Origin of the sequence: Pseudomonas sp. GCM10022186 (genome assembly GCF_042656385.1) — a bacterium.
In the GTDB taxonomy this organism is placed as follows: domain Bacteria; phylum Pseudomonadota; class Gammaproteobacteria; order Pseudomonadales; family Pseudomonadaceae; genus Metapseudomonas.
Genome location: NZ_JBHSOU010000078.1, coordinates 29290 through 43173 on the forward strand (window position 1 = coordinate 29290; position 13884 = coordinate 43173).

The window sequence follows — 13884 nt, forward strand, 5'->3', positions numbered from 1 at the left end:
CTCCCGCGAGCCGGGGATGCGCAACAGGCCGTGCACAGGTGCTCAGCGGAAACCGTGACGCTCGCGAATCAGGTTGTAGGCACTGTGCAGCTCGCGTGTGCGTTCGGTAGCGGCACGGACCAGGGCGGGGCTGGCGCCCGAACCGGCCAGCTTGTCCGGGTGGTTCTGGCTGAGCAGGCGACGGTAGGCGCGCTTGATCACCGCCGGCTCGCATTCCGCGGTCACGCCCAGGAGATCGAGGGCATCCTTGTAGCTGTTGCCGCGTCTGGGCGGCAGCCCGCGGGGCGTGTCATATCCGGCGCCGAGTGCCACCACCTGTTGGACGGAGAAGCCCAGCCAACGCCCCCATTGCAGGATCAGCTCGCGCTCGTGCTTGCCGATGCGCCCGTCGGACGCGGCCATCTGCCAGCAACTGCGCAGCAGGCGCTCCACGGTCAGGCGCTCGCCCTTCAGCTTGCTCAACGGGCCGTGCAGGTCATCACTGCCGCCCTTGCCGCGATTGAAGGCCGCGATGGCGCGACGCGTACCCGCCTCGTCCAGCCCCTGCCGCTTCATCTCGGAACGGGCCTGCTGGATATGGGCCTCCTGCACCCGACCGTCGCTTTTAGCCAGACGGCCGAGCAGGATGAACTGCAGGTCCTGCGGATCGATGGCCGGCTTGCCGTGCAGGCGGGCCCGCAGCGCGCTCCAGGAGTCCAGCTGCAGGCGCCGGTCGAGCACGTGGCCCAGCAGCCCACCGAGCAAGGCTCCCGGGATGCTCGCCAAGGCGAATCCGGCGACAACGCCGATCAGGGTGGCCGGCCAGACCAACTCAGGCCTCCGCCATCAGCAGGCGCTCGACTTCCGCAAGGCGCTCGTGGGTTCCCACATCCACCCAGCGGCCGCTGAAGCGTTCGCCGCTCACCTGGCCGCGGGCCATGGCCTGGCGCAGCAGCGGGGCGAGCTTGAAGGCGCCCGCCTGGCAACCCTCGAAGAGCCGCGGATGGAGCACGGCGATACCGCTGTAGGTGAGGCTGGGTTCACCTTCGACCGCGTCGCTCACCTGACCGCCGGCCAGACGGAAGTCGCCACGCGGATGGTGTGCCGGGTTATCCACCAGTACCAGGTGGGCCAGTCCCTCCAGGGGGCGGCGCAGGTGGCGGAAGTCGAAGTCGGTCCAGACATCGCCATTGACCACCAGGAAAGGCTCATCGCCCAGCAGCGGCAGCGCCCGGAAGATGCCACCGCCGGTTTCCAGCGGCTCGCCTTCGGCGGAGTAGCGGAGGGACAGACCGAAACGCGCGCCGTCGCCCAGATACTCCTCGATCTGCTGGCCGAGCCAGGCATGGTTGATCACCAGTTCGCGAAAACCCGCCTTCGCCAGGGCATGGAGGTGGAATTCGATCAGCGGTGTGCCGGCGGCGCGCACCAGCGGCTTGGGGGTATGCAGGGTCAGGGGGCGCATGCGCTCGCCCTTGCCCGCGGCAAGGATCATGGCCTTCATTCGGGCACGACCTCCAGCAGCGGCAGGCCGCCCAGCAAGGTCCCCAGCTCGGCCAGCTCCGGCCTGCGCGCGACCACCGCTTCTATATAAGAGAAGAAGCGCGGCACATCATCCAGGTACTTGGGCTTGCCATCACGATGGCAGATACGCGCGAAGATACCGATGACCTTGAGGTGACGCTGTACCCCCATCAGGTCGCTGGCACGGTGGAACTCGGCGAAATCGGCCTGGACGGGAATGCCCGCCCCCCGCGCCTGGTTCCAGTAGCGCTCCAGCCAGCCGGCGACACGCTCTTCCGGCCAGCTGAGGAAGGCATCCTTGAACAGGCAGGTGACGTCGTAGGCGACAGGGCCGTACACGGCATCCTGGAAGTCCAGCACGCCGGGGTTCGGGCTGCTCAGCATCAGATTGCGCGGCATGTAGTCCCGGTGCACCAGTACCTTGGGCTGGGCCAGGGCGCTGTCGACCAGCAGGTCGGAAATACGCTGCCAGGCGGCCAGGCGCTCACCTTCCAGTTCGATGCCGAGATGGCGTTGCAGGTACCACTCCGGGAAGAGCTGCAGTTCACGACGCAACAGGGCGTCGTCGTAGCTGGGCATGGGGACATCCAGACTGCGCTTCTGGAAGGCCAGCAGCGCTTGCAGGGCGTCGTCGAACAGCTGGTCGGCATTATCGGCGTTGATCACATCGAGGTAGGTCTGGCGGCCCAGGTCGTCAAGGATCAGGAAGCCCTGCTCCACATCGGCGGCAAGGATGCGCGGTACGTGCACGCCCGCTTCGGCGAGCATGCCGGCGACCTTGACGAAAGGGCGGCAGTCCTCGCGGGGCGGCGGGGCGTCCATCAGGATCAGGGTGCGGCCGTCCGCCTCCCAGCGGAAATAGCGGCGGAAGCTGGCGTCGCTGCTGGCCGGAACCAGCCTGGCGACGGGCACGGGGCCCCAGCCTTCGGCAGCGAACAGGGTGGGCAACTGCTGGTCCAGCCATTGGCTCAGCTGCTGAAGGCGCAGGTCTTCGTGGTGCATCGGGTGGTCTCCGGCGGCGCTAGCCGTTGTGCGGGTCATGCTTTATTATCCAGCATCTTTTTCAGCCCATCGAGAGGCGTGCGGCCCCAGCGGGCCGAAGGCGCGCAGGAAGCCCGGACTAACAAGATGGCAGTGAGATCTCCCGCGTTTCGTAGAAAGTTTCCCCTGCTGGTGACCGGCAGCCTGTTGGCCCTCCAGCCCGTAGCCAGCTCGTTCGTCGTCGCCGCAGAACAGTTCGATTGCCAGGCTTCAGCCACGGGCGGCTGGGCCTGCGCCCCCAAGGCCGGCACCGAGAAACTGCCACCGCGCCCAGTGCATGGTAGCAGCGCCGTCAGCTCGACCATCGGCGCCGCACAACCAACCGCCGAGGGCGCCAAACCCACCCTGGTCACCGAAGCCGAAGGCAAGGGACTGACCTCGCGCAGCACCGACTTCAGCCACCTCGACTGGGTGCCGCGCGACCAGCTCACGCCAGCCCAACTGGCCGAGACCGGTCCCTATTGCGCCGGCGCATACGTCGAGCCGTCGCGTCCCGGCATGAACGACGACACGCCGATGGAGGATGCGCCCACCTATATCTCCGCCAAGGCCTCGCGCTACGAGCAGGAGAAGCAGATCGCCACCCTCGCCGGGGACGTGGTCCTGCGCCAGGGCAGCATGCAGGTGGAGGCTGACGAAGCCAACCTGCACCAGGCGGAGAACCGCGGTGAACTGGTGGGCAACGTCAAGCTGCGCGACAAGGGTGCCCTGGTAGTCGGCGACCATGCCGAACTGCAACTGGACAACGGCGAAGCCAAGATCGACAACGCCGAGTACGTGCTGCACCAGTCCAACACCCGCGGTAACGCGCTCTACGCCAAGCGCCAGGAAGACGCCGTCATCCGCCTGAAGGATGGCACCTACACCCGCTGCGAGCCGGGTGACAATGCCTGGCACCTGAAGGGCAACAACATCAAGCTGAACCCGGCCACCGGTTTCGGCACCGCGACCAACGTCACCCTGCGGGTCAAGGACATTCCGGTGTTCTATACCCCGTACATCTATTTCCCGATCGACGACCGTCGCCAGTCCGGCTTCCTGCCGCCGACCATCGGCAGCAGCAGCGACACCGGCTTCCTGCTGGTCACGCCCTACTACTTCAACCTGGCGCCGAACTACGACGCCACCTTGTATCCGCGCTACATGGCCAAGCGCGGGCTGCTGACCGAAGGCGAGTTCCGCTACCTGACCCACAGCAGCGAAGGCCAGTTGGGCGCCGCCTACCTCGACGACAAGGAAGACGAGCGCAAGCTCATGTCCGAGTACGAGAAGAAGCGCTGGCTGTATAGCTGGAAGCACACCGGCGGCCTGGACTCCCGCCTGCTGGCGGAAGTCGACTACACCGACATCAGCGACCCCTACTACTTCGACGACCTGGACACCGACCTGGGCGTGGATTCGCCGACCTACGTCAACCAGCGCGGCACCCTGAGCTACCGCGGCGACAGCTACACTGCCCGCCTGAACGCGCATGCCTACGAGCTGGCCACCATCTCGGACATCACGCCGTACGACCGTCTGCCACAGATCACCCTGGATGGAGCACTGCCCTTCCAGCCCGGCGGCCTGAGCTTCGCCTACAGCACAGAATTCGTGCGTTTCGACCGCAACCTGCGTGAAGGCAACTTCATCGACGAAGACGGCGGCCCCGTCAACGCCGATGGCACGATCGGTACGCCCTGGAACGACACGAATATCGGCGGCCTCGACCGCGCCAACGGCGACAGGGTTTACCTGGAGCCGGGCGTCAGCCTGCCTATGAACTGGACTTGGGGCTTCCTCAAACCGGAGGTCAAGTACGCATACACCCAGTACGACCTGACCCTGGACAGCATTGGCAAGGCTGCCCTTCAGGACTTCGATTCCAAACCGGATCGCCAACTGCCGATCTATAGCGTCGACAGCGGCCTGTATTTCGACCGCAAGACCCAGTTCTTCGGCAAGCACTTTACCCAGACCCTGGAACCGCGCCTGTACTACCTCTATGTGCCGGAAGAGGACCAGACCGACATCCCGGTGTTCGACACTGGTGAGTACACCTTCAGCTATGCGTCGCTATTCCGTGACAACCGCTTCTCCGGCCACGACCGCATCGGCGACGCCAACCAGGTCTCCCTGGGCGTGACCAACCGCTGGATCGAGTCCAACGGCTTCGAACGCCAGCGCTTCAGCATCGGCCAGGCCTTCTACTTCCAGGACCGCAAGGTGCAGCTGCCGGGTATCGACTTCCGCACCCGCGACGATGCCCAGGCCTCGACCTCGCCCTACGCGCTGGAGTACCTGTATCGCTTCAACCGCGACTGGCGCATCAACTCGGACTTCAACTGGGACCCGGATTCCCATCGCACCCGTTCCGGCAGCGCGATGTTCCACTACCAGCCCGAAGACAACCCGAACAAGGTCGTCAACGCCGGCTACCGCTACCGCAATGACACCATTCGCTATGACCAGACCACTGGCAGCTGGGTAGTTGGCGGTGGCGACTTCGGCTCGCCCACCCTGGCCGACGGGTCCCCCAACCCGAACTTCATCAAGGACTACTACAAGATCAGCCAGCACGACTTCTCGTTCATCTGGCCGGTAGTCCCGCAGTGGAGCGCCATCGGCCGCTGGCAGTACGACTACACCCGCAACCGCACCCTGGAAGCCTTCGGGGGCTTCGAGTACGACAGCTGCTGCTGGAAACTGCGCCTGATCAACCGCTACTGGGTGGACTACGACGAGTTCGACCAGACCCCGGACACCACCAACGAAAGCGGCGACCACGGGATCTTCCTGCAGATCGTCCTCAAAGGTCTTGGCGGCGTAGTCGGCAGCCAGACCGAAAGCTTCCTGGAAAAAGGTATTCAAGGTTACCGTGAACGTGAAGACCAAGCTCTCTGATTGTCTGCGCCCGCTGTTGTTGGGCGCCCTGCTCCTCGGCGGCCTTGCGCACGCCGAGGTGCGCTCCATCGACCGAGTGGTCGCCATCGTCGACAACGACGTGATCATGCAGAGCCAGCTGGACCAGCGCCTGCGCGAAGTACAGCAGACCATCGCCAAGCGTGGCGCCTCCCTGCCGCCCGAGCACGTGCTCAGCCAGCAGGTGCTCGAACGTCTGATCATCGAGAACATCCAGCTGCAGATCGGCGACCGCTCCGGCATCCGCATCGCCGATGAAGAACTGAACCAGGCCATCGAAGCCATCGCCCAACGCAATGGCATGACCGTCGACCAGTTCCGCGCCGCGCTCGCCCGTGATGGCCTGTCCTATGAAGACGCCCGCGACCAGGTCCGCCGCGAGATGATCATCAGCCGCGTGCGCCAGCGCCGCGTGGCCGAGCGTATCCAGGTCACCGACCAGGAAGTGCAGAACTTCCTCGCCTCCGACATGGGCAAGATCCAGCTGTCCGAAGAGTTCCGCCTGGCCAACATCCTGATCCCGGTGCCGGAAGGCTCCTCGCCCAGCACCATCCAGGCCGCCGAGCGCCAGGCCCAGGAGCTGTACCAGCAGCTCCGGCAGGGCGCCGACTTCGCCCAGCTGGCCATTTCCCGCTCCGCCGGCGAGACCGCCCTGGAAGGCGGCGAGATCGGCTGGCGCAAGGCTGCCCAGTTGCCTCCGCCCTTCGACAGCATGATCGGCGCCCTGTCCGTGGGCGAGGTGACCGAGCCGGTCCGCACCCCGGGCGGCTTCATCATCCTCAAGCTGCTGGACAAGCGCGGCGGCGATGCGATGGTTCGTGACGAAGTGCACGTGCGCCACATCCTGCTCAAGCCCAGCGAAATCCGCAGCGACGCCGACACCCAGCGCCTGGCCGAACGACTCTACGAGCGCATCCAGTCCGGTGAAGACTTCGGCGAGCTGGCCAAGAGCTTCTCGGAAGACCCGGGCTCGGCCCTCAATGGCGGCGACCTGAACTGGATCGACCCCAATGCCCTGGTGCCGGAGTTCCGCGAAGTCATGGCCCAGACTCCGGCCGGCAAGCTTTCCAGGCCGTTCAGGAGCCAGTACGGCTGGCACGTCCTGGAAGTGCTGGGCCGTCGCGCCACCGACAGCAGCGAGAAGTTCCGCGAACAGCAGGCCATGAACGTCCTGCGCAACCGCAAGTACGACGAGGAACTGCAGGCCTGGCTGCGCCAGATCCGCGACGAGGCCTACGTCGAAACCAAGCTGTAAACCCGGGCGAGTCCTGGCCACGCGCTGGCGGTACAATCGCCGCCAGCGTATCGGCCCCCTGCACAGGACTCGCCATGACTTCTCTCCGCTTCGCCCTCACCCCTGGTGAACCCGCTGGCATCGGTCCCGACCTCTGCCTGCTGCTCTCCCGCTCCGCCCAGCCCCACGCCCTGATCGCCGTAGCCAGCCGCCAGCTGCTGGAACAGCGCGCCGGTGAACTGGGTCTGTCGATCCGGCTGATCGAAGTCGACCCCGCCAGCCTTCCCGATGCCCCGGCCCCTGCCGGCAGCCTCTATGTCTGGGATACCCCCCTGCGGGCGGCAGCGAAGCCGGGCCAGCTCGATCCACAGAATGCCGACTATGTGCTGGAGACCCTTACCCGCGCCGGCCAGGGCTGCCTCGACGGACTCTTCGCCGGAATGATCACCGCCCCCGTGCACAAAGGGGTGATAAACGAAGCCGGCATCGCCTTCTCCGGCCACACCGAGTTCCTCGCCGACCTGACCGCGACCCGCCAGGTAGTGATGATGCTGGCCACCCGCGGCCTGCGCGTGGCGCTGGTGACCACCCACCTGCCGCTCAAGGACGTCGCCGCCGCCATCACCCCCGATCGGCTGCAACGGGTCAGCCGCATCCTGCACGCCGACCTGGTGAACAAGTTCGGCATCCCCAACCCCCGCATCCTGGTCTGCGGCCTCAACCCCCACGCCGGGGAAGGCGGCCATCTGGGCCGGGAGGAACTGGAAATCATCGAGCCGACCCTGGACGACCTGCGCGCCGAGGGCCTGAATCTGGTCGGTCCACTGCCGGCCGACACCCTGTTCACCCCCAAGCATCTGGAACATTGCGATGCGGTGCTCGCCATGTACCACGACCAGGGCCTGCCGGTGCTCAAGTACAAGGGTTTCGGCGCAGCGGTGAACGTCACCCTCGGCCTGCCGATCATCCGTACCTCGGTGGACCACGGCACCGCCCTTGACCTGGCGGGCAGTGGCCGCATCGACTGCGGCAGCCTCGAAGTCGCCCTGGAAACCGCCTACCAGATGGCGGCCAGCCGCGCTGGAGCTGAAAGCCGATAGCTGGAAGCTGGAAGCTGGAAGCTGGAAGCCTGGGAGGATGCCGTATTTCGGCCTTGCCGGTGCAATGGGGTAAACTGCGCGCCTTTCCCAGCTTCCAGCTTCAAGCCTCAGGCTTCTAGCTGCTCCAATTGGAGCCTTCGATGCCCGAACATTACCAACACCGCGCGCGCAAGCGTTTCGGCCAGAACTTCCTGCACGACGCCGGAGTCATCCACCGCATCCTGCGCAGCATCCACGCCCGCGCGGGCGAGCGCCTGCTGGAGATCGGCCCGGGCCAGGGTGCCCTCACCGAAGGGCTGCTGGGCAGCGGCGCCCAGCTCGATGTGGTCGAGCTGGACCTCGACCTGATCCCCATCCTCCAGCACAGGTTCGGCCAGCTGCCGAACTTTCGTCTCAACCAGGGCGACGCGCTGAAATTCGACTTCCGCCAGCTTGGCGCCGAACCGCACAGCCTGCGGGTGGTGGGCAACCTGCCGTACAACATCTCCACTCCGCTGATTTTCCACCTGCTGGACCACGCCGACCTGATCCGCGACATGCACTTCATGCTGCAGAAGGAAGTGGTGGAGCGCCTGGCCGCCGAGCCCGGCGGTGGCGACTGGGGACGCCTGTCGATCATGGTTCAGTACCACTGCAGCGTGGAGCATCTGTTCAACGTCGGCCCCGGCGCCTTCAACCCGCCGCCCAAGGTGGACTCCGCCATCGTCCGCCTGGTGCCCCACGAAGTGCTGCCGCATCCGGCCAAGGACGTCGCCCTGCTGGAGCGCGTCGTACGCGAAGCCTTCAACCAGCGTCGCAAGACCCTGCGCAACACCCTCAAGGGCCTGCTGGACGCCGCCTCGATCGAGGCCGCGGGCGTCGATGGCGGCTTGCGCCCGGAACAACTCGACCTGGCCGCATTCGTCCGCCTGGCCGATCAACTGGCCGCTGCCGGCCCCAGGCCCTAGACTCCATTTCCAGATATTCGAGAGCTTTCGCGTGTCCGATCCCCGATACCAGGTCGACGTCAGCGTCGTCACCCGCTTCCTCCCGGAACAGTCGCAGCCGGACGAGAATCGCTTTGCCTTCGCCTACACCGTGACCATCCAGAACAATGGCGAGCTGCCGGCCAAGCTGCTCAGCCGCCATTGGGTGATCACCGATGGCGACGGCCATGTGCAGGAAGTCCGTGGTGCCGGCGTGGTCGGCCAGCAGCCCTTGATCGCCCCGGGCGCCAGCCACACCTATACCAGCGGTACCGTGATGGCGACGCAAGTCGGCAGCATGCAAGGCAGCTACCAGATGGTCGCCGAGGACGGCAAACGCTTCGACGCCATCATCGCCCCGTTCCGCCTCGCCGTTCCCGGCTCGCTGCATTGAGGGAAGCGGTATGACGGCTTATGCGGTCGGCGACCTCCAGGGATGCCTGGACCAACTGAAATGCCTGCTGGAGCAGGTCCGTTTCAACCCCGCGCGGGACCAGCTCTGGCTGGTGGGCGACCTGGTCAATCGCGGCCCCAAATCCCTGGAAACCCTGCGTTTTCTCCATTCCATCCGCGAGTCGGTGATCTGCGTGCTCGGCAACCATGACCTGCACCTGCTGGCCGTGGCGAACGACATCGAGCGACTGCGCAAGGCCGACACCCTGCGCGAGATCCTCGAGGCACCGGACTGCGCCGAACTGCTGGACTGGCTGCGCCGGCAGAAGCTGCTGCATTACGACGAGAAGCGCGATGTGGCCCTGGTCCACGCCGGCATCCCGCCGCAGTGGACGCTGAAGAAGGCCCTCAAGCGCGCCGCTGAAGTCGAGGAAGCCCTGCAGGACGACGCCCGCCTGCCCCTGTTCCTCGACGGCATGTACGGCAACGAGCCGGCCAAGTGGGACAAGGACCTGCACGGCGTCACCCGCCTGCGGGTCATCACCAACTACTTCACCCGCATGCGCTTCTGCCGGGCGGACGGCACCCTGGACCTCAAATCCAAGGAAGGCCTGGACACGGCCCCCCCTGGCTTCGCCCCCTGGTTCAGTTACCCGGAACGCAAGACCCGCGGGCAGAAGATCATCTTCGGCCACTGGGCGGCCCTGGAAGGCAAGTGCAACGAACCCGGCCTGTTCGCCCTCGACACCGGCTGCGTCTGGGGCGGTACCCTGACCCTACTGAACATCGACAGCGGCACGCGTATCAGCTGCAGCTGCGAGGAGAACCGCCATGAGTGAATTCCAACGCATCGCCCCCGAGCGGGCCCAGGCCCTGCGCGAGCAGGGTGCCGTAGTGGTCGACGTCCGCGACCCGCAGAGCTTCGCTCTCGGCCACATCAGCGGCTCGCAGCACCTGGACAACTACTCCCTGGCCGATTTCATCGCCCACGCCGACTTCGACAAGCCCCTGATAGTCGCCTGCTACCACGGCAACTCCAGCCAGGGCGCAGCCGCCTATCTCGCGCATCAGGGCTTCTCCGAGGTCTACAGCCTCGACGGCGGTTTCGAGCTCTGGCGCAGCCTCTACCCCGGCGAAGTGGCCCAGGGCAGCGGCGAGTAAAAATTTTTTCGGTGAGGCGCAACCCCGCGCCATCACTGGCTTGGCGCCAACTCCCCGACGGACGGTAATCCCCTGTTATGGTTCCGTCATGCTTGACCTTGCCGATTACGAACTACTCTTAGCTCAGGCCATCCAAAAAAGGGGAGAGCCGGCACACCGGTTCCGGGCCATCGGCAGCGACCATTCAGGTGTTCTGGGGGATTTACATCGGCCGACCTTCTCGGCTGACAGCCCGCACCCGCACAACCGACCCCGCGCCGGCTTCCAGTTTCCAGCGAGGTGACGTCATGAGCATTTTCAGCCACTTCCAACAACGATTCGAAGCGAGCCGCCAGGAAGAGTATTCCCTGCAGGAGTACCTTGAGCTGTGCAAGCAGGACCGTAGTGCCTATGCCAGCGCGGCGGAACGCATGCTCCTGGCCATTGGCGAACCGGAGCTGCTCGACACCTCGCTCGACCCACGGTTGTCGCGGATCTTCTCCAACAAGGTGATCCGCCGCTATCCGGCCTTCGCCGACTTCCATGGCATGGAAGAGTGCATCGACCAGATAGTCGCCTTCTTCCGCCACGCAGCCCAAGGCCTGGAAGAGAAGAAACAGATCCTCTACCTGCTGGGCCCGGTGGGCGGCGGCAAGTCGTCCCTGGCGGAAAAGCTCAAGCAGCTGATGGAGCACGTGCCCTTCTACGCCATCAAGGGCTCCCCGGTATTCGAATCGCCGCTCGGCCTGTTCAATGCCGACGAGGATGGCGCCATTCTCGAGGAGGAATACGGTATCCCCCGGCGTTACCTGCGCACGGTGATTTCGCCCTGGGCCACCAAGCGCCTCAACGAGTTCGGCGGCGACATCAGCAAGTTCCGCGTGGTCAAGCTCTACCCCTCGGTCCTCAACCAGATCGCCATCGCCAAGACCGAGCCGGGCGACGAGAACAACCAGGACATCTCCTCCCTGGTGGGCAAGGTGGATATCCGCAAGCTGGAGGAATTCCCGCAGAACGACGCCGACGCCTACAGCTATTCGGGCGCGCTGTGCCGGGCCAACCAGGGCCTGATGGAATTCGTCGAGATGTTCAAGGCGCCGATCAAGGTGCTGCACCCGCTGCTGACCGCGACCCAGGAAGGCAACTACAACAGCACCGAAGGCCTGGGCGGCCTGCCCTTCAGCGGCATCATCCTGGCCCACTCCAACGAATCGGAATGGCACAGCTTCCGTAACAACAAGAACAATGAAGCCTTCATCGACCGTATCTACATCGTCAAGGTGCCCTACTGCCTGCGGGTGGCCGACGAGATCAAGATCTACGACAAACTGCTGGCCAACAGCTCCCTCGCCCATGCCCACTGCGCACCGGACACCCTGCGGATGCTCGCCCAGTTCTCCGCCCTGTCGCGCCTGAAGGAGCCGGAGAACTCCAACATCTACTCGAAGATGCGCGTCTACGACGGCGAGAATCTCAAGGATACCGATCCCAAGGCCAAATCGATCCAGGAGTACCGCGACGCCGCGGGCGTGGACGAAGGCATGAACGGCCTGTCGACCCGCTTCGCCTTCAAGATCCTCTCCAAGGTGTTCAACTTCGACCCCCACGAGGTAGCGGCCAACCCGGTGCACCTGCTCTATGTCCTGGAGCAGCAGATCGAGCAGGAACAGTTCCCTGCCGAAACCCGCGAGCGCTACCTGCGCTACATCAAGGAGTACCTGGCGCCGCGCTACATCGAGTTCATCGGCAAGGAAATCCAGACCGCCTACCTCGAGTCCTACAGCGAGTATGGCCAGAACATCTTCGACCGTTACGTGCTGTACGCGGACTTCTGGATCCAGGACCAGGAATACCGCGACCCGGAAACCGGCGAGATCCTCAACCGCGTTGCCCTGAACGAGGAGCTGGAAAAGATCGAGAAGCCGGCCGGCATCAGCAACCCGAAGGACTTCCGCAACGAGATCGTCAACTTCGTGCTGCGCGCCCGGGCCAACAACAACGGCAAGAACCCCAGCTGGCTCAGCTACGAGAAGCTGCGCGTGGTCATCGAGAAGAAAATGTTCTCCAACACCGAGGACCTTCTGCCGGTCATCAGCTTCAATGCCAAGGGCAGCAAGGAGGAACAACAGAAACACAACGACTTCGTCAAACGCATGGTCGAGCGCGGCTATACGGAGAAACAGGTACGCCTGCTGTCCGAATGGTACCTGCGGGTACGCAAGTCGCAGTAAAACAGTCTCAAGCTGCAAGTCTGGAGCACGCCCGCCGGAGGCGCCGTATCGAGCGGCGTCCTCCGCGCCTTGCAGCCTGAAGCTCCCCGGAGGGGTCTATGAGCTATGTCATCGACAGGCGTTTGAACGGCAAGAACAAGAGCACGGTGAACCGCCAGCGGTTCCTGCGGCGTTACCGCGAGCACATCAAAAAGGCCGTGGAGGAGGCCGTGAGCCGCCGTTCCATTACCGACATGGAGCATGGCGAACAGATCAGCATTCCCGGCCGCGATATCGACGAGCCGATCCTGCACCATGGCCGCGGCGGGCGGCAGACCATAGTCCACCCCGGCAACAAGGAATTCACCGCCGGTGACCGCATTCCCCGCCCCTCCGGCGGCGGAGGCGGACGCGGCGGCGGCAAGGCCAGCAACCAGGGCGAAGGCATGGACGACTTCGTCTTCCAGATCACCCAGGAGGAATTCCTCGACTTCATGTTCGAGGACCTCGAGCTGCCCAACCTGGTCAAGCGCCACCTCAGCGGTGCGGATACGTTCAAGACCGTGCGAGCCGGCATCAGCAACGAAGGCAGCCCATCGCGCATCAATATCGTCCGTACCCTGCGCTCGGCCCATGCCCGGCGCATCGCCCTGTCCGGCAGCAGCCGCAGCAAGCTCAAGGACGCCAAGGCGGAACTGGAACGCCTGAAACGGGAAGAGCCGGACAATTTTGGCGATATCCAGGAACTTGAAGCCGAAATAGCGAAACTTCGTGCCAGAATCGAGCGTGTTCCCTTCCTCGACACCTTCGACCTCAAGTACAACCTGCTGGTCAAGCAGCCCAACCCCTCCTCCAAGGCCGTGATGTTCTGCCTGATGGACGTGTCCGGCTCCATGACCCAGGCGACCAAGGACATCGCCAAGCGCTTCTTCATCCTCCTGTACCTCTTTCTCAAGCGGAACTACGACAAGATCGAGGTCGTGTTCATCCGCCACCACACCAGCGCTCGCGAGGTGGACGAGGAGGAATTCTTCTATTCCCGGGAAACCGGCGGCACCATCGTCTCCAGCGCACTCAAGCTGATGCAGGAGATCATGGCCGAGCGCTATCCGATCAACGAATGGAACATCTACGCCGCCCAGGCCTCGGATGGCGACAACTGGAACGACGATTCCCCCATCTGTCGGGATATCCTGATCAAGCAGATCATGCCGTTCGTGCAGTATTACACCTACGTCGAGATCACCCCGCGCGAACACCAGGCGCTATGGTATGAGTACGAACAGGTCTGCGAGGCGTTCGACGACACCTTCGCCCAGCAACAGATCGTCTCGACGGCGGATATCTACCCGGTATTCCGCGAGCTCTTCCAGCGTCGGCTCGTGACCTGAGGGAGG

General features: G+C 64.6%; 12 protein-coding genes. 9 read left to right on the top strand and 3 right to left on the bottom strand.

Annotated features, from left to right (window positions below; all coding sequences use genetic code 11):
- Nucleotides 1–42: 42 nt before the first annotated feature.
- Genes ACFPU0_RS28815 through ACFPU0_RS28825 form a run of 3 tightly spaced genes read right to left on the bottom strand, consistent with a single transcriptional unit; the run spans nt 43 to nt 2505 of the window.
- A complete protein-coding gene (locus ACFPU0_RS28815) occupies nt 43–810 on the bottom strand; it encodes a TerB family tellurite resistance protein (protein ID WP_377696716.1) in 768 nt (255 codons plus the stop codon).
- 1 nt (nt 811) lies between these two features.
- Complete coding sequence (murU, locus tag ACFPU0_RS28820) at nt 812–1483, bottom strand: N-acetylmuramate alpha-1-phosphate uridylyltransferase MurU (RefSeq protein WP_377696717.1); 672 nt, start codon at nt 1481–1483, stop codon at nt 812–814.
- Nucleotides 1480–2505 carry an aminoglycoside phosphotransferase family protein gene (locus tag ACFPU0_RS28825; RefSeq protein WP_377696718.1) on the bottom strand — a complete coding sequence of 342 codons (1026 nt, stop codon included), beginning with the start codon at nt 2503–2505 and terminating at the stop codon, nt 1480–1482. The genes murU and ACFPU0_RS28825 overlap by 4 nt, the downstream gene beginning before the upstream one ends.
- Before the next feature lie 126 nt (nt 2506–2631).
- On the opposite strand from ACFPU0_RS28825, the gene ACFPU0_RS28830 reads away from it, so the two are divergent.
- The 9 genes from ACFPU0_RS28830 (at nt 2632) to ACFPU0_RS28870 (ending at nt 13878) form a co-directional block, all read left to right on the top strand.
- Complete coding sequence (locus ACFPU0_RS28830; RefSeq protein WP_377696719.1) at nt 2632–5427, top strand: LPS-assembly protein LptD; 2796 nt, start codon at nt 2632–2634, stop codon at nt 5425–5427.
- Nucleotides 5408–6700: a peptidylprolyl isomerase gene (locus ACFPU0_RS28835; protein ID WP_377696720.1), complete on the top strand. Its 1293-nt coding sequence runs from the start codon at nt 5408–5410 to the stop codon at nt 6698–6700. Before ACFPU0_RS28830 ends, ACFPU0_RS28835 begins: the two co-directional genes overlap by 20 nt.
- A gap of 74 nt (nt 6701–6774) precedes the next feature.
- Complete coding sequence (gene pdxA, locus ACFPU0_RS28840; protein WP_377696721.1) at nt 6775–7779, top strand: 4-hydroxythreonine-4-phosphate dehydrogenase PdxA; 1005 nt, start codon at nt 6775–6777, stop codon at nt 7777–7779.
- Nucleotides 7780–7919: 140 nt separating this feature from the next.
- Nucleotides 7920–8726 carry a 16S rRNA (adenine(1518)-N(6)/adenine(1519)-N(6))-dimethyltransferase RsmA gene (gene rsmA / locus ACFPU0_RS28845; protein WP_377696722.1) on the top strand — a complete coding sequence of 269 codons (807 nt, stop codon included), beginning with the start codon at nt 7920–7922 and terminating at the stop codon, nt 8724–8726.
- Nucleotides 8727–8757: 31 nt separating this feature from the next.
- The gene (gene apaG, locus ACFPU0_RS28850; RefSeq protein WP_377696723.1) at nt 8758–9138 is read left to right on the top strand and encodes a Co2+/Mg2+ efflux protein ApaG; all 381 of its coding nucleotides are present in this window, start codon (nt 8758–8760) and stop codon (nt 9136–9138) included.
- 10 nt (nt 9139–9148) lie between these two features.
- A complete protein-coding gene (locus ACFPU0_RS28855) occupies nt 9149–9976 on the top strand; it encodes a symmetrical bis(5'-nucleosyl)-tetraphosphatase (RefSeq protein ID WP_377696724.1) in 828 nt (275 codons plus the stop codon).
- Nucleotides 9969–10298, top strand: coding sequence for a thiosulfate sulfurtransferase GlpE (gene glpE / locus ACFPU0_RS28860; protein ID WP_377696725.1), 330 nt, complete (start codon nt 9969–9971; stop codon nt 10296–10298). Before ACFPU0_RS28855 ends, glpE begins: the two co-directional genes overlap by 8 nt.
- 287 nt (nt 10299–10585) lie before the next feature.
- Nucleotides 10586–12508, top strand: a complete 1923-nt coding sequence (locus ACFPU0_RS28865; protein ID WP_377696726.1) for a PrkA family serine protein kinase — start codon at nt 10586–10588, stop codon at nt 12506–12508.
- A 98-nt stretch (nt 12509–12606) separates the two neighbouring features.
- Complete coding sequence (locus ACFPU0_RS28870; protein WP_377696727.1) at nt 12607–13878, top strand: YeaH/YhbH family protein; 1272 nt, start codon at nt 12607–12609, stop codon at nt 13876–13878.
- The last annotated feature ends 6 nt before the right edge of the window (nt 13879–13884 follow it).